At 49.7% G+C, this 22,385-nt stretch carries 19 protein-coding genes; 6 read left to right on the top strand and 13 right to left on the bottom strand.

What is annotated here, in order from left to right:
• Positions 1-83: 83 nt before the first annotated feature.
• From leuS to holA, 3 genes are read left to right on the top strand one after another with little or no spacing between them, the layout of a single operon-like run.
• The gene (gene leuS, locus QM529_05595; protein MDI9314126.1) at positions 84-2,651 is read left to right on the top strand and encodes a leucine--tRNA ligase; all 2,568 of its coding nucleotides are present in this window, start codon (positions 84-86) and stop codon (positions 2,649-2,651) included.
• An 8-nt stretch (positions 2,652-2,659) separates the two neighbouring features.
• Positions 2,660-3,172: a hypothetical protein gene (locus QM529_05590; GenBank protein ID MDI9314125.1), complete on the top strand. Its 513-nt coding sequence runs from the start codon at positions 2,660-2,662 to the stop codon at positions 3,170-3,172.
• An 11-nt stretch (positions 3,173-3,183) separates the two neighbouring features.
• Positions 3,184-4,206 (top strand): DNA polymerase III subunit delta, encoded by a 1,023-nt coding sequence (holA, locus tag QM529_05585; GenBank protein MDI9314124.1) that lies wholly within the window; start codon positions 3,184-3,186, stop codon positions 4,204-4,206.
• A gap of 4 nt (positions 4,207-4,210) precedes the next feature.
• On the opposite strand, the gene QM529_05580 is transcribed toward holA, so the two are convergent.
• The 8 genes from QM529_05580 to ilvD form a co-directional block, all read right to left on the bottom strand.
• The gene (locus QM529_05580; protein ID MDI9314123.1) at positions 4,211-4,843 is read right to left on the bottom strand and encodes a YjbE family putative metal transport protein; all 633 of its coding nucleotides are present in this window, start codon (positions 4,841-4,843) and stop codon (positions 4,211-4,213) included.
• A 37-nt stretch (positions 4,844-4,880) separates the two neighbouring features.
• A complete protein-coding gene (locus QM529_05575; protein ID MDI9314122.1) occupies positions 4,881-5,603 on the bottom strand; it encodes an RNA methyltransferase in 723 nt (240 codons plus the stop codon).
• 14 nt (positions 5,604-5,617) lie between these two features.
• Positions 5,618-7,192, bottom strand: coding sequence for a citramalate synthase (gene cimA, locus QM529_05570; GenBank protein MDI9314121.1), 1,575 nt, complete (start codon positions 7,190-7,192; stop codon positions 5,618-5,620).
• 43 nt (positions 7,193-7,235) lie between these two features.
• The gene (locus QM529_05565; GenBank protein MDI9314120.1) at positions 7,236-8,132 is read right to left on the bottom strand and encodes an Abi family protein; all 897 of its coding nucleotides are present in this window, start codon (positions 8,130-8,132) and stop codon (positions 7,236-7,238) included.
• Positions 8,133-8,256: 124 nt separating this feature from the next.
• Entirely contained in the window at positions 8,257-9,132 is an 876-nt protein-coding gene (gene dapF / locus QM529_05560) for a diaminopimelate epimerase (protein MDI9314119.1), read from the bottom strand.
• 23 nt (positions 9,133-9,155) lie between these two features.
• Complete coding sequence (locus QM529_05555; protein ID MDI9314118.1) at positions 9,156-10,787, bottom strand: FumA C-terminus/TtdB family hydratase beta subunit; 1,632 nt, start codon at positions 10,785-10,787, stop codon at positions 9,156-9,158.
• Positions 10,788-10,789: 2 nt separating this feature from the next.
• Entirely contained in the window at positions 10,790-11,359 is a 570-nt protein-coding gene (locus QM529_05550) for a ClpXP protease specificity-enhancing factor SspB (protein MDI9314117.1), read from the bottom strand.
• Between the two features lie 75 nt (positions 11,360-11,434).
• Positions 11,435-13,318: a dihydroxy-acid dehydratase gene (gene ilvD, locus QM529_05545; protein MDI9314116.1), complete on the bottom strand. Its 1,884-nt coding sequence runs from the start codon at positions 13,316-13,318 to the stop codon at positions 11,435-11,437.
• Positions 13,319-13,951: 633 nt separating this feature from the next.
• Here ilvD and QM529_05540 point away from each other — a divergent pair.
• The 3 genes from QM529_05540 (at position 13,952) to QM529_05530 (ending at position 16,015) form a co-directional block, all read left to right on the top strand.
• Entirely contained in the window at positions 13,952-14,458 is a 507-nt protein-coding gene (locus QM529_05540; protein ID MDI9314115.1) for a helix-turn-helix transcriptional regulator, read from the top strand.
• Positions 14,459-14,573: 115 nt separating this feature from the next.
• The gene (gene ilvC / locus QM529_05535) at positions 14,574-15,614 is read left to right on the top strand and encodes a ketol-acid reductoisomerase (protein MDI9314114.1); all 1,041 of its coding nucleotides are present in this window, start codon (positions 14,574-14,576) and stop codon (positions 15,612-15,614) included.
• A gap of 53 nt (positions 15,615-15,667) precedes the next feature.
• Entirely contained in the window at positions 15,668-16,015 is a 348-nt protein-coding gene (locus QM529_05530; protein ID MDI9314113.1) for a Rap1a/Tai family immunity protein, read from the top strand.
• Here the strand turns inward: QM529_05530 and rplI are convergent.
• From rplI to QM529_05505, 5 genes are all read right to left on the bottom strand, one after another.
• Positions 15,971-16,699, bottom strand: coding sequence for a 50S ribosomal protein L9 (gene rplI / locus QM529_05525; GenBank protein ID MDI9314112.1), 729 nt, complete (start codon positions 16,697-16,699; stop codon positions 15,971-15,973). The genes QM529_05530 and rplI overlap by 45 nt on opposite strands.
• A 31-nt stretch (positions 16,700-16,730) precedes the next feature.
• Positions 16,731-16,952 carry a 30S ribosomal protein S18 gene (rpsR, locus tag QM529_05520; protein ID MDI9314111.1) on the bottom strand — a complete coding sequence of 74 codons (222 nt, stop codon included), beginning with the start codon at positions 16,950-16,952 and terminating at the stop codon, positions 16,731-16,733.
• Positions 16,953-16,972: 20 nt separating this feature from the next.
• Positions 16,973-17,410, bottom strand: coding sequence for a 30S ribosomal protein S6 (rpsF, locus tag QM529_05515; protein ID MDI9314110.1), 438 nt, complete (start codon positions 17,408-17,410; stop codon positions 16,973-16,975).
• 134 nt (positions 17,411-17,544) lie between these two features.
• Positions 17,545-20,895, bottom strand: coding sequence for an efflux RND transporter permease subunit (locus tag QM529_05510; GenBank protein ID MDI9314109.1), 3,351 nt, complete (start codon positions 20,893-20,895; stop codon positions 17,545-17,547).
• Between the two features lie 9 nt (positions 20,896-20,904).
• On the bottom strand, positions 20,905-22,227 hold the full coding sequence (locus QM529_05505) for an efflux RND transporter periplasmic adaptor subunit (GenBank protein ID MDI9314108.1): 1,323 nt from the start codon (positions 22,225-22,227) through the stop codon (positions 20,905-20,907).
• Positions 22,228-22,385 lie beyond the last annotated feature (158 nt).

Below are 22,385 nucleotides of genomic sequence, written 5' to 3'. Positions count from 1 at the left end.
TAGCAATACCGGTTCCAGGCCACGGCACTTGATTTTCGGGTCAAGTTTGCTTATCAACGCTGGAAGGAACAATTAAAGCAACAATGACCCGATACCACCCGCAAAAAATCGAATTAAAATGGCAAAAAAATTGGCAAGATAAAAAAGTCTTTGCCACGCAACAACCCGGCACGTCCGGCGCGGCCAAACCAAAATATTACGTGTTGGAAATGTTGCCCTACCCGTCTGGGCAAATCCACATGGGGCATGTGCGCAATTACACATTGGGCGATGTCGTGGCGCGTTACAAACGCACCGCGGGTTTTAATGTCATCCACCCCATGGGGTGGGATTCGTTTGGCCTGCCCGCCGAAAATGCCGCGTTCGATAACGGCGTGCACCCAAAAAAATGGACCTACGAAAACATCGCCACCATGAAATCGGAATTGATGCGGCTTGGGTTTTCTTACGATTGGGATTTGGAATTGGCAACATCTGACCCGGAATACACGCACCAAGAACAAAAGATTTTTTTAAAATTTATCGAGAAAAAAATTGCCTACCAAAAGGAAACCATCGTCAATTGGGACCCGATAGACAATTGCGTGCTGGCCAATGAACAGGTGGTCGACGGCCGTGGTTGGCGGTCGGGCGCGGTGGTCGAGAAAAAAAAATTAAAGGGTTGGTATTTGAACATCACGCGCTACGCCGATGATTTGTTGACATCGCTTGCTGACCTGCCGGCCTGGCCGGAAAAGGTTCGCACCATGCAGGAAAATTGGCTTGGCCGTTCGACCGGCGCGCGGGTGAAATTCCCAATTGTTAATGACAATAATACCCAGCAAGTCGATGAAAAATTTATCGAGGTCTTCTCCACCCGCCCCGACACCCTGTTCGGCATGAGCTTCCTTGCCATTGCCGCCGACCACCCGATAGCAAAAAAAATTGCCGCCGCCAGCGACGATAAAAAATTGCATGATTTTTTATCGGAATGCGCCGCCGGTTCGGTCGCCACCATGGATATCGAAACCATGGAAAAAAAGGGCTACCAATTATCGCTCCAGGTTGCCCACCCGTTCGACGCGACAAAACATTTTCCGGTGTATATCGCCAATTTTGTGTTGATGGATTATGGCACCGGCGCATTGTTTGGTTGTCCGGCGCACGACGCGCGCGACCTGATGTTTGCCAAAAAATATAACCTGGCCATTACACCGGTGGTGCGGCCGAAAAACGCCGGCGATAATTTTTCAATCGGCGACGAACCATTCGTCGACGACGGGGTTATTTTTAACTCCGGTTTTTTAAACGGGCTTGATGTTGAAACCGGCAAAACACGTGCCATCGCCCAATTGGAAAAATTAAACCTCGGCACGGGGGAGGTCAATTGGCGGTTGCGCGATTGGGGTGTGTCGCGCCAACGTTATTGGGGTTGCCCAATACCGGTGGTTTATTGCGACGCCTGCGGCATGGTGCCACTGCCCGAAAATAAATTGCCGGTGCTGTTGCCGGCCGATGCAACCTTTGACAAAATTGGCAACCCGCTTGACCATCACGCCACGTGGAAACAAACCACCTGTCCGACCTGCGGCGGCGCGGCGCGGCGCGAAACCGATACGCTGGATACTTTTTTTCAATCCTCTTGGTATTTTTTACGTTACCTCGACAACCAAAACCACGACCAACCATATGGCAAAGAACGCGCCGATTATTGGATGCCGGTTGACCAATATATCGGCGGCGTCGAACATGCGGTGCTCCACTTGCTCTACGCGCGGTTTTTTACCCGCGCCCTAAAAGATTGCGGTTTTGCCGCGCCGCGCGAACCCTTCCGCGGGCTTTTTACCCAGGGCATGGTGTGCCACGAAACCTATCAAGATAAAAATGGCAAATGGGTCGCGCCAACCGAGGTTGAAAAAAAATCGGGCAAAGCGTTCCTCATCACCGATGTCACGCCGGTCAAGGTCGGCATGTCGATTAAAATGAGCAAGTCGAAAAAAAATGTCGTCAACCCAAAGGACATTATCGAAAAATATGGTGCCGACACGGCGCGGGTTTTTATCCTTTCCAATTCGCCGCCCGAAAAAGATTTGGAATGGAGCGAGGCCGGCGTGCTCGGTGCCTATCGCTTTCTGGCGCGGCTGTGCCAACTGGTGGCGGATGTGCCGCAAAACCCCGCACCGACAAAAGACGACAAATTGGCAAGCGATTTGCGCGGCATGGCGCATCGTTCGATTATTGCGGCACGCCAAGCTATCGAGACATTTCACTTTAACCTGCTTATTTCGCGCGCCCACGAATTGGCCAACCACATCGATTCCTACCCGCACCAGGACGCAACGAAAAAACAAGCCATCGAGATATTGATACAAATTTTACACCCCGCCGCGCCGCATATCACCGAGGAATTGTGGGAAGAATTGGGGCATAAAGAAATATTGGCAACCAGCCATTTCCCCGAAGCCAACCCCGATTACCTAGCCGTCGAATCGGTTACCATCGCGGTGCAGGTAAAGGGAAAATTGCGCGCCACCCTAAGCCTGCCGCGCGATGTCAGCCAGGCCGATGCCCTGGCCGCGGCGTTGGAATTCGACACGGTCAAAAAATCCCTCGACGGACAAAAACCAAACAAGGTGATATTTGTGCCGAATCGTATTATTAATTTGCTATAAGCGGTAATATGAAAAATATTTTTTTATCCCTCCTGTGTGGTGCCATGTTGCTGGGGCTGACGGCTTGTGGCCTGCGCCCGGCCTACGAACTTGACAAAACCACCGGCAATTTTAAAAACACAATATTGCAAGATATCAGCATCGATAGCATCGCCAGCCGCGAAGGACAAATTTTAATAAACGAATTGGATTACGCTTTCGGCGCAAAGAAAAAATCAACCCCACCGAACAAGGGGTTGCGTGCCACCATCGCCCTAAATGGCACCAACATCGGCGATACCGCCATCGCCAACGTAAACCAAATCGAAGAAGTTGTTGTCGCCGTTCATTTTGTGCTTTATGAAAAATCGTCGGGCAAGGTGCTTGATGAATTCGATATCAGCACCAACAGCACCAATGTTGTCGCCTCGCTGTCTGGCTTTACCCAAAGCGAAGTGCGCAAAAAGAAATTAGAATTTGCCATGAAGAACATCGCGCTTGATGCGCGCAACCGTCTACTGCTTTATCAGCCAGGCAAATAAAGGGGGTAACCATGGCGTCGTTACCAGCTTATAAAGTCAACGATTTTATAAAAAATTTTGCGCGCGATGTCGAAAAAAATTCCTATCGCCTATGGCTTCTTTATGGGCCAGAGGGCGGCCTTTCCGCCGAACGGCAAGATATAATTACAAAATCCATCTGCCCCGATAAAGACCCCTTTCGTTTCAGCCAACTGCCGCAACATGTCATCCTCGACGACCCGGCAAAATTTTTTGATGAAATGTTGGCCATGTCGTTCGACGGCGGCAAACGCTTGGTCGTCATCACCGAGGTTGACGAGCGATTATATGAAAAAGCCCTCGCCGATTTTTTTAAACAACCGGTCGGTGATAATTATTTGCTATTGGTCGCCGGCAATTTGGACAAACGTTCGCAATTGCGCACCATGGTTGAGGGCGCGGGCTTTGCCATCGCCCTGCCGGCTTACCAAGATGACGAAAAAACAATTTTGCAATTGCTGAAGGAGCAATTGGCATTTTATAACGTCCGCATGACAACGGAGGCGCAATATTGGTTGAGCCAACAACTTGGCGGCAATCGGTTGGAAACCAAACAACTCATCGAACAAATCTGTCTTTATGGTATTGGTGGTGAGGAATTAACGCTCGACGCCATTCGACCATTTATTAATGTCAGCCACGAAACGGTCGACAAATTTATCAACGCCGTCTTGACCAAGGATTCTGCGCGGGTTGTCGAGCTACAGGATAAATTGCGCACCGAAAAAATCGAACCCATCCAACTTATCCGCCGCATGATGATAGAATTAAACCGCTTGCAAAATATCCACGATGAGGTTGCGGGTGGCGGCAACCTTGATAGCGTTATCGAACGGCTGGTGCCATTTTTTAAAAATCGCCCGATAGTCAGAAAAGCCGTCACCAGTTTTCGCCGCGATAAATTATCTTTCTGGCGCGGTAAATTGTTGCAGTTGGAGGATCAAACCAAATCTTCCCTGCCCGGCCATTTGCTGACCGAGCGATTTTTTTTACAACTCAGCAAAAGCCGTTACTAAAAATTTACAACCAACCCATCACCAGCGGGATAACTTCATTCGCCCCCTGGTATGTTAATTTCGCGGCGATATAAATAACCACGGCGAGGCCGGCGTAACCTATAACTGGGTATTTTTTTAACAACGAGGCTATCATGGTCGCGACCGTCGCCATTAAAACAATCGACAGGCCAAGACCGAATGCCATAATAATTGGGTGCTCCCGCGACGCGCCGGCCACCGCCAAGACATTATCAAGCGACATGGAAATATCGGCCAGGGTAATCTGCCACAATGCGCTGGCAAATGACTTTTTCCCTTTTGCCGCGGTTTGTTTTTTTACAACATGATTTTTTTTCGGCAAGGGGTGATCCTCGCCCCGCAAATCGCCCCACATTTTATAGGAAACATAAAGCAACAACACCCCGCCTATCAACAACATGCCGGGAATTTTTAACAGCTCGATGGCAATGCCAGCAAACAACAAGCGGAATAGGGTCGCCAAAACAATCCCGATGGCGATGGCTTTTTTGCGGTTTTTTGGTGATAATGACGCCGCCGCCAAGCCAACAATCAGCCCATTATCCGCGCTCAACACCAAGTCAATCAAGACCACGCTGACAAACGCCAGCACCTCGGGTGATAAAAAATGTTCCATCGATGTTATTCTTAGACAATTTTTATTTTTTTTACAACTATTTTTTTTCCAACAGATTGGTGATGATGCCTTGCCAGGTTCTTATTTCCTGTTCAGAAAAATTGGCACGGCTTATCATCTGCACAATATTGCGCGACAGCGATGGTTTCATCGGCGCGGATTTAAAAAAACCATTTTCTTCCAACGCCGCCAACAGGCGGTTGATAAAATAATCGCGGCTTTCGACCGATGCCGTGTCGGTGAAGGCCGGCCGCGATTCCTGCAATCGGCCGTCATGCAATTGCGCCCAAGCATAACAAAACAACAACACACTGCCCGCCAGGTTAAGCGAGGGGAATTCAGGGTTGGTCGGGAATTCCAAAATGTGATTGGCATGGATAATATCGTCGTTGGTCAGGCCGGTGCGTTCCGGGCCGAACATCACCGCCACGCGGTCGCCGCGCGCCGTGGCCTGTTGCATCGCCCGCAATGATTCGCCCGGGCTTAAAACGCCTATCGCTTGGTCGCGCGGCCGGGCGGATGTCGCCACGATATAATGAAAATTTTTTAACGCCGGTTTCAAACTATCAAACACTTGTGCCTTGGGGAAAATTACATCGCTCGCCCCCGAACTTGCGCTAATCGCCTCGACCGATGGAAACTCGTCGCGCGGCGCCACCACCATCATGTCGGTAAAACCAAAATTCAACATCGCGCGGCTGGCCATGCCGATATTTTCCGGCAATTGCGGGCGCACCAAAATAATGGTGGGGTTGGTCATTGTCGCGCTATTGTTTATTGTTTCATTAAATAATAGCGATAGGCATCGGTCAGTGCCGATTCAGACGCGGCAATGATGTTCGACGACACGCCAACCGTCGTCCAATTTTTTTGCCCATCGGTCGATTCAATCATAACGCGGGTCAGGGCCGCCGTGCCCTGGTATTCTTGGCTGGGCGGGATAATCCGCACCTTGTAATCGACCAATTGCACGCCGGCCAGTTGCGGAAAATGCTCGACCAACGCTTGGCGCATCGCCGCGTCCAGCGCATTGACCGGCCCATTGCCCACGGCTTCCTTGACAATTTTTTTACCATCGACGCTGATGGTCGCGCTGGCCGTGGTGTGGCTTTCGCCATCTTGATTTTGATAATTAATATCGCAAGAGCTCAAGGAAAAAAATTCGTTCATCTGGCGCAGGTGCCGTTTGATAAAAATATCCAGGCTTGCCTCCGCGCCGTCAAAACTCAAGCCATTAAATTCGGCATCCTTGATATTGGCCAGCAGGAGGTTTTCCTCCTCCGAGGGCAGAGTCAAATGCAATTGTTGCAAATGCCACCGCAGGTTCGATTTGCCCGATTGGTCAGACATCACCATCACCCGTTCGTTGCCGACCGATTCGGGCGAAATATGTTCGTAGGACGCCGCGTCCTTCATCACCGCCGCGCCATGCAAACCACCCTTGTGGGCAAAGGCATTGGTGCCGACGAATGGCAAATGCGGGTTCGGCGCGCGCGCCAATAATTCGTCAAGTTGCCGCGACACGCGGGTCAGCAAATGCAAGTTATGTTGCGCCGGCCCAATATCCATTTTCATTTTAAAATGCAAATCGGCCATCAGCGATAAAATGTTGGCGTTGCCACAACGCTCGCCCAGGCCGTTCAGTGTGCCCTGCACCTGGCGCACGCCCAACCGCACCGCCGCCAAACTATTGGCGACGGCGCAATCGCCGTCGTTATGGGCGTGGATGCCGATTTTTGTCAGGTCAAATTTTTTGCCGACCGCGCTGATAATTTTTTCAATATCATGCGGCAACATGGCGCCGCGCGTGTCGCACAACACCACCCACCGCGCACCGGCGTCAAGCGCGGTGGCAATAACCCTCATTGCATATTCTTCGTTCGATAAAAAACCATCAAAAAAATGTTCGGCGTCCAGCATGATTTCCGACTTTTTATTGGCCAATAATAATTTAATCGATGACTGAATCATCGCCAGGTTTTCATCAAGCGTGATACCCATAAGCTGTTCGATTTGTTTGTCCCACGATTTCGCCACGAGGCAGGCATGACCCGCGCGGCTGTTGATGGTGGCGCGCAGGCCCGGGTCGTTGTCGGCCGATACGCCGGCACGGCGCGTCATGCCAAAGGCCACCAAGGAGCTGTTTTTTAACACCGGCGGTTTGGCAAATAATTCATCGTCGGTTGGGTTGGCGCCGGGAAATCCGCCCTCGATATAATCCACGGCCAATTCATCGAGCATGCCAGCGATAAGCATTTTATCATGCAGGGTAAAATTCACCCCTTGGGTTTGCGCGCCATCACGCAGGGTGGTATCAAAAATATAAACCCGTTTATCGCTGTTGGTCATTATCAATTGTTAACAGAAAAATAAAATTGTCGCAAGGTTGCTATCAATCTCGCCAAATATCCTCTTTGTGCCAATTGTCTGCAAAACCAGCTTGTTTTATATTAATAATATGATTCTTAGGAAATTTATCTATTTGCTCTTTTAATCGTTTTGGCCATTCTGTTGTAGGATTTATTTTTCTTAATAAATATTGCATGATGGTCAATGTCGCATATATTTTATTGCACGCATCATGGTCTTTTCTTAAATGGCTTAACAGGCGCAAATTTTGAGGTATTCGAGGTCTTATATTTTGCGCTATATTCCATAATCTATCATGGTGCGCACATATATTCCTGATATCATTTATATTTGCTAGCCAATTTTGAAATGTCTTTGCTGTTGTGTTGTATTCTTTTACTATTATATCTTTATATTTAGGCTTTAGGTTAGAAAAAAAATGAGATAATAAGCCAAAATCCCATAACTCTATTGCCATCCAAATAGGCAACTTATTATATGTTGCTGTCGCTTGTTTAAGCCATTCTTGTCTTGGATTTTTATGACGCTTGCTAAAATATTCTAACCACTCCTTTTGCTTATCCGAGCTACTAAATATATTATCTTCTAAATAAGAAAAAGGACGCTCTTCTCCTAAAACTATCGCTATATCAACCCTAAGGGCAATTTCTATCCTCTCGATAGCGTCCAAAACAATTAGTCGTAATTTCTTATCAAATTCATACAGGCTAACAACATCAGAAAAATTAATATTGGTTTCAAATTTTTCACTATCCGCGCAACGAAAAACATTCCAATAACCGCTTAATCTATAATACCCAATAGATTTTAAACGTTGTTTCGCTTCTTGCTCATCCGCAATAACCATGCCCCGCAACTTAATAAGATTTAATTGTTCTTCAACGGATAAATATGGCTTTCCATAATCCTGCAAAGACATGATAATTATAAATAAATCAGGGGATAAAAAAACGCCACCCCCCGTATAGACTATACAATCCATACCGCGGGGGTGGGAATAACATCGTCAAGCTAGGACAATTTAATAAACTTGTCAATAAATATTATATGGCTGTCAGCTCGCCGCGATAAACCAAGCTAGCCGGCCCGGTCATGGCCACGGCGTTGCGCGCTGTTTGGTCGGCGAAGGCCAATTGCAACGTCCCGCCATCCATCTGCATCGTTACGCCCGCGCCAGCCCCATCAATTTTTTTCAGGCGATGCAACGCCAAAAACGCCGCCACCGCGCCGGAGCCGCAGGCCAAGGTTGCCCCCGCGCCGCGTTCCCACACGCGCAGGCGAAATTTATTTTTATCGGCCGTCGCCGACAAAAATTCCACGTTGGTGCGTGCTGGAAATAATGGGTGATGCTCTATCGCGCGGCCAATTTTTTCAATCGCCACCTCGTCGGCATTTTTTACCAACAACACACAATGCGGGTTGCCAACATTAATCGCCAGCGGCGACGCCAGCGGTTGAAACCCATGGGTTTTAAAAACATCATCCAGCGGCAAGCTCATTGTGTCGCATTGACGCGCCAAGGGAATTTTTTGCCATTCGTAATTACCGCCGCGCATTTCGACCATCACCAAACCATTGTCCAACAACACCGCCGGCAAAACAACGCCGTTGCTGTCGATGGTAATATTTTTTTTATTTTTTTCCTTGGCGATAAATTGCGCCACGCAACGCGCCGCATTGCCGCAGGTTTCGGCAAACGACCCATCGCTGTTGGCAATCACCATCGTCACGTCGGCTTTTTCATCTTTAGGATTTTTTAAAATAACAATTTGGTCGCACCCAATGCCGCGGTGGCGGTCGCCGATATGCGCCAGCACCGCCGGCGACAACGTGGCCAACCCCGCATCGCGCCGCGCATCCAGCAGAACAAAATCATTGCCCAGGCCGTGCATTTTGATAAAGGGTATCTTGCCGCTCATAAGAAAAAAAATAATCGCAAAATTTATTCGGTGGTCAGGCCGTCGTAAAAATCATGCCCCTGATGGTCGATGACAACAAACGCCGGTAAATTTTTCACCGTGATTTTTCGCACCGCCTCCATCCCGAATTCTTCGTAATCGATAACCTCGACCTTGGTGATGCAATCGCGCCCCAACTTGGCGGCCGGCCCGCCGATAGACCCCAAATAAAAACCACCATATTTTTTGCAAGCCTGGGCGACAACCTTCGACCGGTTGCCCTTGGCCAACATCACCAACGACGCACCGTGTTTTTGAAATTCCTCGACATACCCATCCATCCGCCCGGCGGTTGTCGGGCCAAACGACCCCGAGGCAAACCCCTCGGGCGTTTTTGCCGGCCCGGCGTAATAAATCGGGTGGTCTTTTAAATAATCGGGCAGTTTGCCGGTTTCTTTCAACCGCGCCAATAATTTTTGATGCGCCAAATCGCGCGCCACCACTATCGTGCCGCTTAAGCTGACCCGCGTCTTCACCGAACATTGCCGCAGGTCGCTCAAGATTTTTTCCATCGGCTGGTTAAGGTTAATCTCAACCGCCCTATCCAACAATTTATTTTCATCGACATGGGGTAAAAATTTCGCCGGGTCCTTGCATAACTCCTCCAACCACACGCCGTCGCGGTCGATGCGCGCCAAGGCCTGGCGGTCGGCCGAACAGCTAACCGCTAGCGCAATCGGCAAAGACGCGCCATGCCGTGGCAGGCGTATGACCCGCGCCTCGACACAAAAATACTTGCCACCAAATTGCGCGCCTATCCCTAGGCCTTGCGTTATCTTAAAAACTTTTTCCTCCAAATCCTTGTCGCGAAATGGCCGCGCGTCATCGCCGCCATGGGTCGGCAAATTATCAAGATAACGGCATGACGCCAACTTCACCGCCTTGACCGCCATCTCGGCCGAGGTGCCACCAATCACCACCGCCAGGTGATAGGGCGGGCAGGCCGATGTGCCCAGCTCACGCAATTTGGCGGTGATAAATGCCAATAGCTTTTCTTCATCAAGCAACGACGGCGGCGGTTGATAAAAAAAAGTTTTGTTGGCCGACCCGCCGCCCTTGGCAATGAACAAAAATTCGTAATTACCCGCCGGCCCATCGGCCGCAATCTCGATTTGCGCCGGCAAGTTATTTTTGGTGTTAACCTCTTTAAAACTTTGCAATGGCGACATCTGCGAATAACGCAAATTATATTCCTGGTAACAATCAAAAATTCCCTTGGCCACCGCCTCGCGGTCATCGCCGCCAAATTTATTGCCGGTGGTCATGATACGTCGCCCCTTGTTGCCAATCACAATGGCGGTGCCAGTGTCTTGGCACATCGGGAAAATGCCGCCCGACGCAATGTTGTAATTTTTTAAAAGCTCCAACGCGACATATTTATCATTCGGGCTGGCCTCGTTGTCTTTTAAAATATCGGCCAGCAGGGACAGATGCCCGTCGCGCACAAAAAAATTCATATCGTGAAAGGCACGCTTCGCCAGTTGCGATAACGTATCCTCCGCCACCAACAACATATCCTCGCCGCGAAATTGTTCGACGCTCGGTGCCGGCAAATCCAATTTGGTTAAGGGCACGCCGTCAAACGGTCGGCAATGCAGGTCAAGAACATTGGACATTTTTATTTTTCTTGTTGTTCGCGGAATGCCGCCAACGATACGACGTTGCTTTTTTCTTTGTCGTTTTCTTTTTCCGGCTCCAGTCGATTTTGCCTTTTGTCGTCGACGAATTTGTCATTCGATTGTTCGGGGGCGACGCTGGTTAATAATTGCACATTGTCGTCGTCTTTGTTGTCACGCGGCGATTTATCCTCGCGGTCGTCAAACCGCAACATAAAATTAACCGCCGGGTCAGAAAATTGAATGATAGCATCATATGGTATGGTGATGGCGGCCGGCGTTTTGCCAAAACTTAACACCACCGAAAAATCGGATTCGCGCACCGTCAGATTCCAAAATTGATATTGTAGCACGATGGTCATTTCTTCGGGGTATTGATTTTTTAGGTAAGACGGCACGACAACCCCCTTGGCCGTGGTTGAAAAAGTAATATAAAAATGGTGCGGGCTTGGGATTTCGGTCGCGCCCGGGTTTTGCGCCAACAATTTTGATAACACCGCGGGAATAACCGCGCGCAACTGCCCGGTCACAATCGCGTCGTAATCTATCGTCATATCGGTTTTGTCGGTCATGATTCTTTATGCTTCCTTAAGCAATTTTCATGCTATGGTTTGTCAATAATTACGTCCCTACTATATTCTAAAAAATCATTCCACCAGTGCCACATCGCGCACCGCGCCGGTCGCGGCCGATGTTGTCATGGCGGCGTAGGCGCGTAACGCCGGCGATACCTTCCGCACCCGTTGTTCGCGCGGGGTGAAGGCGGCGCGACCACGTTGCTTCTCCGCCATTTTTCTTTTTTCAATTTCTTCGGCCGGCACATTAAGGGTCATCTGTCTTTTGGGAATATCTATCACAATCTCATCACCGGTTTCGACCAATGCCAACAAACCGCCGGCCGCCGCCTCGGGCGAGACATGGCCGATGGAAAGGCCGGACGTGCCGCCCGAAAACCGCCCGTCGGTTACCAACGCGCAGGCCTTGCCCAACCCCATCGATTTCAAATAACTGGTCGGGTAAAGCATTTCCTGCATGCCCGGGCCACCCTTTGGCCCCTCGTAACGGATAACCACCACATCGCCGGCAACAATGTCTTTGTTCAAAATCGCCTTGCAGGCCGAATCCTGGCTTTCATAAATTTTTGCCGGCCCGCGAAAGGTTAAAATATGTTCATCGACGCCGGCGGTTTTGACAATCGATCCCTCGGGGGCAAGGTTGCCATAAAGCACCGCCAGCCCGCCGTCTTTGTTATAGGCATTCTCGACCGTGCGGATGCAACCATTTTTGCGGTCTTTGTCCAATTCGGGGTATTGGCGGTTTTGTGAAAAGGCCTCGGTGGTTCGCACCCCGCCCGGCGCGGCGGCGTAAAATTCCAACACCTCGGGTTGGTTGCTCTCCATAATATCCCAATGGTGCAACGCCTCCTGCAGGCTCTTGCTATGGACGGTCGGCAAATAATTATGGATAAGCCCGCCGCGATTCAGTTCACCCAAAATACCCATAATGCCGCCGGCGCGGTGCACATCCTCCATATGGTAAAGCGCAGTCGCCGGCGAGACCTTACAAATGGTTGGAATTTTTTTTGACAGGCGGTCGATATCCTGCATCGTGAAATTACATTCGGCCTCGCGCGCAATGGCCAACAGGTGGAGCACCGTGTTGGTCGAACCACCCATCGCAATATCCAACGCCATGGCATTTTCAAATGCCTCAAAATTGGCAATCGCCCTCGGCAGAACATTGCTGTTTTCTTTTTGATAATACTCAGTGCATAATTCGACGATTCTTTTCCCCGCAGACAAAAATAATTTTTTGCGCAGGGCGTGGGTCGCCAGCAGAGAGCCATTACCCGGGAGGGAAAGCCCCAAGGCCTCGGTCAGGCAATTCATGCTGTTGGCGGTGAACATGCCCGAACAACTGCCACAGGTGGGGCAGGCCGAACGTTCGATGGCCGTTACCTCATCATCCGACAAATTGCTATTGGTGGCCTCGACTATCGCATCGACCAAATCGACCTTGCGCACCGTGCCATCGCCATTTTTGGCCAAATGCCCGGTGGTTTTATTCCAATTGACCTTGCCGGCCTCCATCGGGCCGCCCGAGACAAAAATCACCGGTATGTTAATCCGCATCGCCGCCATCAACATGCCGGGGGTAATTTTATCGCAATTGGAAATACAAACCATCGCGTCGGCGCAGTGGGCATTGACCATGTATTCGACCGAATCGGCAATTAATTCGCGCGATGGCAGGCTATAGAGCATGCCATCGTGCCCCATGGCAATGCCGTCATCGACCGCGATGGTGTTAAATTCCTTGGCAACGCCGCCGTGTTTTTCAATTTCACGCGCCACCATCTGGCCCAAATCTTTCAAATGCACGTGGCCTGGCACAAATTGCGTGAATGAATTAACAACTGCAATAATCGGTTTGCCAAAATCGCCGTCTTTCATCCCCGTGGCACGCCACAATCCACGCGCCCCCGCCATGTTACGCCCGTGGGTGGTGGTGTGGGAACGAAGTTTGGGCATAAGGTAATAAAAAAAAGTTTGTTTTGATATTTTCTGGTGGCACTGACGCGCCGACCAATGGAATTGCTAATGATAGAACCATTATATTGGATTTATTGCGGTTTTTCAAGCAGATGCTGGTTACCTGCGCGATTATACCGCAAAAGACATGGTAAAAAGCAACCTGCCCCGCCTGCGTCCCCTTTGACGGCCGCCTTATAGTTGGGGGTTGCCCCGACGCTTGTTCGCAATAATAATGATTTTGCCCACCGCAAGGGGTTGCCTTAAACGCGCCGGAAAATCATCCACCGCGCATCGGAGAAAATAAAAAATATCGCAAGCCACCACGACAACCAGCTTATCCCCAACTTTGGCTTTAAATGACAACTAAGCTGGGTAGAAAAATATAAAAAAAATCCAAGTAAATCAACGAAAATCGCCTCGGATAAGAATTTTATTCACCGCTATATTTTATTCTTTATTGAATAATATTCTTTACAGAATAAATTCGATTTGCTATACAGAAATTGGAGTTTTCGGGAAACAAATCATCGCTACAAGTTTTTGGGCGGATGCTGTTGGGTTGGTTTGGAAAATAAATAGTAGTTTATTTAATAATTTATTAACAACCAAAGTTTTTCTAGAAGGTATAACATGGTAAAAAAATCACTCGCGGCCATCGGCAACCTTGTCGATGACGAATCCGCTCACCCCATCGACAAACATGTTGGCGAACGCATCCGTTTAAGACGGAAAATGTTGCGCTTAACCCAAACCGACTTGGCCGAATTGCTCGGTATCAGTTTTCAACAGGTGCAAAAATACGAACGTGGTAGCAACCGCATCGGCTGTTCGCGGCTTTATGAATTGTCGCTTATTTTGCAAACCCCTATCGATTTCTTTTTCCAAGATATTACCGGCGATATAAAAAAATTGTTCGTCGATTTGATTCCAAAAAAGGCGAGCGGCATGGCCGACAATTCATCGGCCGAGGACGGCGATACATCAGCGGAAAGCACCATGACCAGCGACGAAAGTTTTGCCAAGGATCCCTTCAAACGCAAAGATGTGTTGGAATTGATTGTTGCCTATAACAAAATCAACGACGACGAACAAAAAAAATTGTTCCTCGACCTGGCAAAGAACTTTACCAAAAAGTAAGCACGCCGGCGCGTTATTCTTTTCCACAATTTTGTGCAAAAGAATAATTTCGCTTTCTGCTCATTTGGCTTGATTTTTTCCCTTGGTTTGATATAAAAAGGCCAGGAAAAAAATCATGAAGGTTTATTACGATAAAGATTGCGACCCCAATATCATTAAGGGGAAAAAAGTGGCGATTGTCGGCTATGGCTCGCAAGGTCACGCCCACGCATTGAATTTAAAGGATTCTGGCGTCAAGGAAATAAAAGTCGCGCTACGCGCCAACTCACCCAGCCGTAAAAAGGCCGAGGCCGAAGGCTTGGAATGCGCCACCCCGGCGGAGGCCGCAAAATGGGCCGATGTTATCATGATGCTGGCGCCCGATGAATTACAGGCCGATATTTTCAACAACGATATCGCGCCAAATATAAAAAAAGGCGCGGCGTTGTTTTTTGCCCATGGGCTTAACATCCATTTTAATCTTATCGAACCATCGAAAGATATCGACGTGCTGATGGTCGCGCCGAAAGGGCCTGGCCACACGGTGCGCAACGAATTTAAACGCGGTGCAGGTGTGCCATGTTTGGTCGCGGTGCACCAAGACGCCGGCGCAAAGGGTCAAGCCGGCAATGTTGGGGCGAAGGAACTCGCCCTGTCCTATGCCTCGGCGATTGGCGGTGGTCGGGTTGGTATTATCGAAACATCATTCCGCGAGGAATGCGAAACCGATTTATTCGGCGAACAAACCGTGCTGTGCGGTGGTTTGGTGTCGCTCATCCGCGCTGGGTTTGAAACATTGGTCGAGGCCGGGTACGCGCCGGAAATGGCCTATTTTGAATGTTTGCACGAGGTCAAGTTGATTGTTGATTTGGTTTACGAGGGCGGGTTGGCCAATATGTTTTACAGCGTTTCCAACACGGCCGAATATGGTGCCTATGTCACCGGGCCGCGTTTGATAACCGAAGAAACCAAAAAAGAAATGAAAAAAGTATTGACCGAAATTCAAGACGGCAAATTCACCCGCGATTGGATGTTGGAAAACAAGGTCAATCAAACCAGTTTCAAAACCATCCGCCGCAATTTGGCCGCCCACCCGATAGAGGACGTTGGCGAAAAATTACGCACCATGATGCCATGGATAACCAAAAACAAATTGGTCGATAAGGCTAAGAATTAAGTCGAAAAAAAATAGGGGACAATATGAGAAGATTTTTAATTCTTCTTGCTTTTATGCCATCTTTCGCGATGGCAAGCTTCTACACCGGTAATGATTTATGGCAATTTATCAATGCCGATAAATCGGATTTTGTCGACCTAAGCGTCGGGCAAGGATATATAGCGGGCGTGGTTGATGAAAGCGACCATAAGTATTTTTGCGTGCCTGATGGCGTTAATGCCGGGCAAATAAGGGATATGATAAAAAAATATTTAGAAAACAACCCAGCGATTCGTCATCTGCCCGCCAATCAACTAATAACCATTGGCTTAAAGAAAGTTTGGCCATGCCACAAACGATGGTGGCAATGGCAGTGGTTATTTCTTCTTGGCGGCTTTTTTGACGGCCGGTTTTTTGGCTGACGCCTTCTTTTCAGAATCCTTTGCGGCCGCCTTGCTTGCCTTGGCCGATTTTTCTTCGGCTTTTTCTTCTTTGGCGTCGGCCTTGGCTTTTTGCTCGGCTTCCTTCATTTCCTGTTTGGCCAATTTTGCCTTTTCGGCGGCCAATTTTTTCTCGGCCTTTAATTGCGTGGCCATTTCGGTCTTGCTGAGTTTTCTATCCTCGACCGACGGCGCGGCGGCAATCACCACATCATCGGCGTTTTTAACAACCTGCACCATTACGGTGGCCAACACATCGGCGTGGAAACGTAATTTGACTTCGTGTTCGCCAATATCCTTAATCGCCTTGCCAATCAAAACGCTGGAGCGTTCGACGACATGACCCTTGGTCGATAGGCTTTCGGCGATATCGCGCGCGCTGACCGAACCATAAAGCTGACCGGTTTCCGACGCGGCGCGAACGATTTTAATTTTTGCACCATCGACCTTCTTCATCAATTTTTCGGCTTCGATGCGTTTTTCTTCGTTGGCCGCTTCGTATTTTTTCTTTTCGGCTTCGAATGTTTTTTTATTTTCATCGTTGGCGCGCAATGCCTTGCCCATCGGCAATAAATAATTACGCGCGTAACCTGGCGCGACCTTGGCGACATCGCCCAATGAACCCAAGCCTTCAATCCGTTCTAACAAAATAACTTCGACCGACATGATTTTTTCTCCAAATTTTATTTTACCAAGTTTATTTCACCAAATAGGGCAACAGGGCAAGAAACCTTGCGCGTTTAATCGCGTTCGATAATTGCCGTTGTTTTTTTTGTGATACGTTTGAAATACGGCTGGGCGTCATGCGACCCTTCTCCGAAATGTAACGAGACAACAACCGCACATCCTTGTAATCGATAACCGGTGCGCCGGGCCGCGAAAATGGGCAACCGCCGCGACCCATCGGCCGTGGTGCCATTGGAATAGCTGATTTTTTTCTTATTTCTCGCGCCATGGTTTTTTCTCCCGTTTTTCATATTTGTCGTTTTTATCGTTGTCGGTTGATTCTTCTTCCTCGACCGGTTTCATTTGGATCGATTCCTCGGTCGGCAAATCATCGGTAACGATGGTCATGTAACGGAGGACATCGTCGTTAAGGCGCATTTGCCGTTCCATTTCGTCCTTATGCTTGCTGTCGGCCGAATAATTAATCATGATATAATGGGCGTGGCTGTTTTTTTTGATAAGGTAGGCCAATGGTTTCAACCCCCAATATTCCTCGCGTGAGATTTTGCCCGCGGTCTTATCGCTTTTGATAAAATCCGCCAATTTGGTCGAAAGTGTTTTGACCTGCGCCGGTGTTTTATCTTGGCGGATAAGCACCACGGTTTCGTAATAAGCCATCGCTTCGTTTCTCCTTATGGTTATAAAGAGCATCAATCATTATCGATGCCCAAAGAGATTGTTAAAATTTTTTTGTCCAAGATGTTTTTAAAAAACATCCCGTCCACCTGTTCTGCCTAGCCCAAAGGATGGCGGTTGTCAAATGGAATCTTGGTAAAATAGATTTTTTACCGGCCGCCGAATCGTTGCGTCATGCGCATGAGGAAATCGCTGATGCGATGTTGGTTTTGCGCAATGCCCGGGATATGACCAAAGTAACGTTCGCGCGCAATCAACATGCAGGGCGTAATCAGCAGGGTAAAGGGCGTGGCGAAAATCATGCCGAAGGCGATGGCGGTGGCCAAGCCAACCCATAATTGCGACGACGGGCCGCCAATATCTATCGCGCGGTGGACGAAATCGATATTGATGGCAAACACCACCGGCAACAGGCCAAGCACGGTGCAGAGCGAGGTTAAAAACACCGGCCGCAGACGTTGCGCACCGGCGAGGATGATAGCCTCAAGCGGCGCAACCCCCGCGTGGCGATGGTGGTCGTAGGTATCGATAAGCACAATATTGTTATTGACGATAATGCCCGCCAGCGAAATAATGCCAAGGCCGGTCATGACAACGCTAAAGGCCTGTTGCATAATCATCAAACCAATCAGCACGCCAGCGGTCGACATGATAACCGCGGTCAAGATAAATAGACAGGTCGAGAAGCTGTTAAATTCAAGCAACATAATGCCGGCAATCATGAATATCGCCACCGAAAAGGCCGATAGCAAAAAGACCTGCGACTCCCGCTGGTTTTCTTGGTCGCCGGTAAAGCGGTAGGTCACACCGGCCGGTAGGTTTTTCTTTAACCAAGCATCGGTATTTTTTATTTCATTGCCGGGCACGACGCCGGGTTTAACATTGGCAACGACGACGTGGGTGTTTTTCTGGTCGGTGCGGTTGACCGTGCCCTCGTCCAATGTGGCTTGGCGTTTAACAAAATACGAAAGCGGCACCGGCCCTTTTTGCGTGTTGGCCTTTATCCGGTCAAGGCCTGACAGGCCGCGATAAGCCTCGGGGTAGCGGACAATAACCGCCACCTGCTTCTTGCTATCGTTGGTTGTGATGCTCCCTATCCGCACCCCCTGGGTCACCAATTGGACGAAGGTGCCGATAAGTTGCACGTTCGCGCCATATTGCGCCGCGGCCTGGCGGTCGACCTGCACCTCCCAATTAATTGACGGCGGCGGCAAGTCATTGGAAACCTCTATCAGGTTGGGATTGCTTTGCATCTCCTGGGCGACTTTTATTGTCGCGTTGCGCAAAATTTCAGGGTCGTCACTATAGAGTTCTAAGTCGATGGGTTTTGCCGCCTTCGGCCCGGTTTGTTCTTGCTTGGTGCGAACCAAAATGCCGGGGATGGTGTTGGTGGCTTGCAACAACCGGTCAATAATAAATTGCGCGCGTGGCCGGGTTCGCCAATTCTTCATCTCCACCACGACCTCGCCAATTTTATCGATATCGTCGCCCTCTTGCTGGCGTTGGCCAATCAAGCTGTTGACCACTTGGATGCCGCCATATTTATTTTTGTAATCCAACACCTTGGCCTCGACCTCCTTCACCAAGCCAATTTTATCCTGAACCGACAGGTTGCCGCGCGCCGACACGGTGAGGCTGAATTGTTCGGGCTCGGTGTTGGGGAAGAAATCCATCCCCTTGTTAAATTTGCCATAGAGCACAAAAACCAACATCAACAATGCGACCGATGTAACAATCGACGTGACCGGCCGTTTGATAACAGCGCGCAGGGCCGAAACATAAAGTTGGTGCGGTTTATCCTCGGGCATTTCTTCCTTCATCTCGCCCAACTGCAGTTTTTCTTTTTCTAACTCGACCTTTTCCTCGGCGGCTATCTTCGCGCGATATGATTCGCGGCGCGTGTAATAAGACAACCCCACCGCGCCAATCACCAACGCCAATAACACGCCGACCACCTTTAACAACAGCCCACCCACCACCGCCAAAATAAACAGCAAGCCAACATAAACAAATATCCGTTTTACCTTATCCAATTCGGTGCCCAGCACCGGCAAGAACAGCAGGGCAAAAATCAACGACGCGCCCAACACCGCAATAAGGGTCAGCGGCAAGTAACGCATAAATTGGCCAACGATACCCGGCCAAAACAACAGCGGCAAGAACACGACAATTTTTGCCAGGGTCGCGGTCATAATCGGGAATGCCATGCGGGTCGAGGCCTCGCGGTAGGCTAATTTTTTTGACATCCCCTCCTGCATCCGCCGCGCCGCATATTCGCAAACAATAATCGCGTCATCGACCAACATGCCAACCGATAAAATCAGCGCGAACAGCACCACGACGTTTATCGTTAAACCGGTTAAGTAAATCGCCAAAATACCGCCAAGGAAAGACCCGGGCACCGATATCCCGACCAAAATACCACTGCGCAACCCGAGGAAGCCCATCACCACCGCCACCACCAACAACACCGCCACCACCACGTTGTTGGTCAAGTCATTTAACAAATCCTTAATGGGAACCGATTTGTCGCCCTCGACCTCTATTTGCAGGTTTAAACCATCGGGCGATGTTTTTTGTGCCACCTCCACGACCTTCTTCACCTTGGCAATGGTATCGAGCATGTTTTCGCCTATCCGCTTCACCACCTGGATGGTCAGCGATGACTGGCCATTGGTGAAAGATGCCGATGTTGAATCGACAAAATTATAACGCACATCGGCGATATCTTTCAATGTAACCACGCGGTCGCCGATGGTTTTCACCGGCAGGCTGTATAATTCCTGCGCGTTCGACATCAGGCCTGGAACCTTCACCGCGTAACTGCCACTGCCCTCTGACATCGTGCCGGCGGCAATCAACAGGTTTGATTGCGCCAGCGATTGCAACAATTGGTCGGCGCGAAGATTAAATTGTTCCATCTTATTCGGCGACATCAAAATCTCAACCTGCTTATCGCGGTCGCCGATAATGTCGGCCGACAAAACCTCGGGGATGGATTGCAGGGCGTCCTGTAATTTTTCGGCGGCTTGTAATTTTACACGTTGGTCGGCATCGCCATAGAGCAATATCGAAATCACCGGAAACAGGCTGAGGTTGATTTCTTTAATGGTCGGCTGAATCGGTTGCCCATTGTTCGAGGGAAAAACGGCCTGCGCGCTGTTGACCGCCTCGCGCACATCCGCCAGGGCCTTTTTTGAATCGAAGCCGGCGTTAAATTCTATCTGAACATTTGCGCCGCCCAAAAAACCAGAGGATTTAATATTCTTGATACCATCGATGCCACGCAATCGCTCCTCCATCGGTTTGACCAACAACGCCACGGCGTCAGACGGGCTGACCCCCGGGAATGGCACGACGACATACATCGTCGGGATTTGAATATCGGGCGTTGATTCCTTCGGGATTGTCCAAAGGGCAAACATACCAAAGCCAAGCAAAAACGCCAGGGTCGCCAGCACCAGTCGCGATTTGTTTTGTGCCTGCGAGACAATACTCATCGGTCGCCTTTAGTTGCCTTGGTTGTTTTTATACACTGGGTTGATGATTTGCCCATTGCTGACAAAGGCTTGCCCATCGCTCAACAGGGTTATTTTCGCCGGCAAGCCGCTGACCCACATGGAGGTTGCGTCCTGCGCCAAAACCGTGACCGGCGCGAACATCACCTTGTTGCCCTCGCCCAATATCTTAATGCCGAGCAAGCCCTCATCGCTCAAGGAAAGCGAGGTTGGCGGAATGCGGTAGGCCTTGGTCGTGGGCAGGGTGATGGCGACCGAGGCCGGCACCTGCCCCTTCATTTTTCCATCGCTGTTATCCATTTTCACCTTAACAAGCACGGTGCCGGTTTGCGAATCGCTGACCGAGCCAACATAAGCCACCACCGCGTTTTTTTGGTCGCCGGTGATGGTAACCTGCGCCGGCGCGCCAACCACCAAGTCCTTAACTTGGTCGGCCGCGACATAAACCTGAACATATAATTTTTTTAGGTCGGCAAAATCCGCCAGCGGTTGCCCGGGGGAAATCAAATCGCCAACCTCGACATGATATTGGCTGAGCGCGCCATCAAACGGCGCCTTGACGTTTAACTCCTCAACCACCTTGGTCAGGGTGCTAACCGTCGCCCGCGCCTGTGCCAAATTGGCATCGGCCTGGGCCATGTTGAGGTTGGATGATAGGCCTTGGGTCGCCAATTGCGCCTCGCTGTTTTTTGCGATTTGCAATAATTTCAATTGTTTCTGCGCCGCAATCAATTTATCCATATTGTCGGCGACTTGGAATTTTATCAGCACCGCGCCGGTTTTTACCGCGGTGTTTTCAACCACCATTTTTTTCTCGATACGTCCCGCCACCTGCGACTTAAGGGTGGTCAGCTGAACCGGCTGGGTCGTGCCGGTTACCAATAATTTTGGTTGATAATCAGTCGCCGTTAAATTCAACACGACAATATCGGGCACGGTTTTTTGATTTGTTTTTTGCCCTATGTTTTGTGCGGTGGTGGCTGGTGTTCCTGGCGCAGGTGGGGTTGCGCCGCTTTCTGCTGAATTTGATGGCATCATCGGGCCAGATGTTTGCTCGGTCATTTGGCCGGTTTCTGGTTGGTTGGCCATTTTTTCATCGTGGCCCTTGCCGGAAATAATAATACCGTTACCACTGCCCAACAGCCACCACAAAACAAACAACACCAATACCGCCGATAACCCCGGCACCAAAAATTTTTGCCATGGGTGCACCGGCCGCTCTTGCCCGTTGCCATAACCGCCGCCGTGCCCACCATGCCCCCCGGCCTGGCCGGCGGGCTTATTATCATCTGATGGATTATGATTTGCTTCCATGGTGCGCTTTTGTTTCCTTCGTTAGGTAAATAAAAAATAAAAAAATTGCTGGCCAGCGGGCACAATCGCCTCTTTGTCTGCCGTAGCATATTTGTTGTGGGGGTGCAATAATAGCATTAGACTTCGCGACCCTACACCATCAAAACGAATTATTCAAG

The sequence above is a fragment of the Hydrotalea sp. genome (genome assembly GCA_030054115.1).
Lineage (GTDB): Bacteria > Pseudomonadota > Alphaproteobacteria > JASGCL01 > JASGCL01 > JASGCL01.
The sequence above is the reverse complement of the archived record's forward strand: the minus strand, read 5'-3'. Positions and strand labels throughout refer to the sequence as shown.

Coding starts and splice junctions, on each gene's coding strand:
- leuS (MDI9314126.1), top strand. CDS start 84: ATGACCCGATACCACCCGCAAAAAATCGAATTAAAATGGCAAAAAAAT.
- QM529_05590 (MDI9314125.1), top strand. CDS start 2,660: ATGAAAAATATTTTTTTATCCCTCCTGTGTGGTGCCATGTTGCTGGGG.
- holA (MDI9314124.1), top strand. CDS start 3,184: ATGGCGTCGTTACCAGCTTATAAAGTCAACGATTTTATAAAAAATTTT.
- QM529_05580 (MDI9314123.1), bottom strand. CDS start 4,843: ATGGAACATTTTTTATCACCCGAGGTGCTGGCGTTTGTCAGCGTGGTC.
- QM529_05575 (MDI9314122.1), bottom strand. CDS start 5,603: ATGACCAACCCCACCATTATTTTGGTGCGCCCGCAATTGCCGGAAAAT.
- cimA (MDI9314121.1), bottom strand. CDS start 7,192: ATGACCAACAGCGATAAACGGGTTTATATTTTTGATACCACCCTGCGT.
- QM529_05565 (MDI9314120.1), bottom strand. CDS start 8,132: ATGTCTTTGCAGGATTATGGAAAGCCATATTTATCCGTTGAAGAACAA.
- dapF (MDI9314119.1), bottom strand. CDS start 9,132: ATGAGCGGCAAGATACCCTTTATCAAAATGCACGGCCTGGGCAATGAT.
- QM529_05555 (MDI9314118.1), bottom strand. CDS start 10,787: ATGTCCAATGTTCTTGACCTGCATTGCCGACCGTTTGACGGCGTGCCC.
- QM529_05550 (MDI9314117.1), bottom strand. CDS start 11,359: ATGACCGACAAAACCGATATGACGATAGATTACGACGCGATTGTGACC.
- ilvD (MDI9314116.1), bottom strand. CDS start 13,318: ATGCCCAAACTTCGTTCCCACACCACCACCCACGGGCGTAACATGGCG.
- QM529_05540 (MDI9314115.1), top strand. CDS start 13,952: ATGGTAAAAAAATCACTCGCGGCCATCGGCAACCTTGTCGATGACGAA.
- ilvC (MDI9314114.1), top strand. CDS start 14,574: ATGAAGGTTTATTACGATAAAGATTGCGACCCCAATATCATTAAGGGG.
- QM529_05530 (MDI9314113.1), top strand. CDS start 15,668: ATGCCATCTTTCGCGATGGCAAGCTTCTACACCGGTAATGATTTATGG.
- rplI (MDI9314112.1), bottom strand. CDS start 16,699: ATGTCGGTCGAAGTTATTTTGTTAGAACGGATTGAAGGCTTGGGTTCA.
- rpsR (MDI9314111.1), bottom strand. CDS start 16,952: ATGGCACCACGGCCGATGGGTCGCGGCGGTTGCCCATTTTCGCGGCCC.
- rpsF (MDI9314110.1), bottom strand. CDS start 17,410: ATGCTCTTTATAACCATAAGGAGAAACGAAGCGATGGCTTATTACGAA.
- QM529_05510 (MDI9314109.1), bottom strand. CDS start 20,895: ATGAGTATTGTCTCGCAGGCACAAAACAAATCGCGACTGGTGCTGGCG.
- QM529_05505 (MDI9314108.1), bottom strand. CDS start 22,227: ATGGAAGCAAATCATAATCCATCAGATGATAATAAGCCCGCCGGCCAG.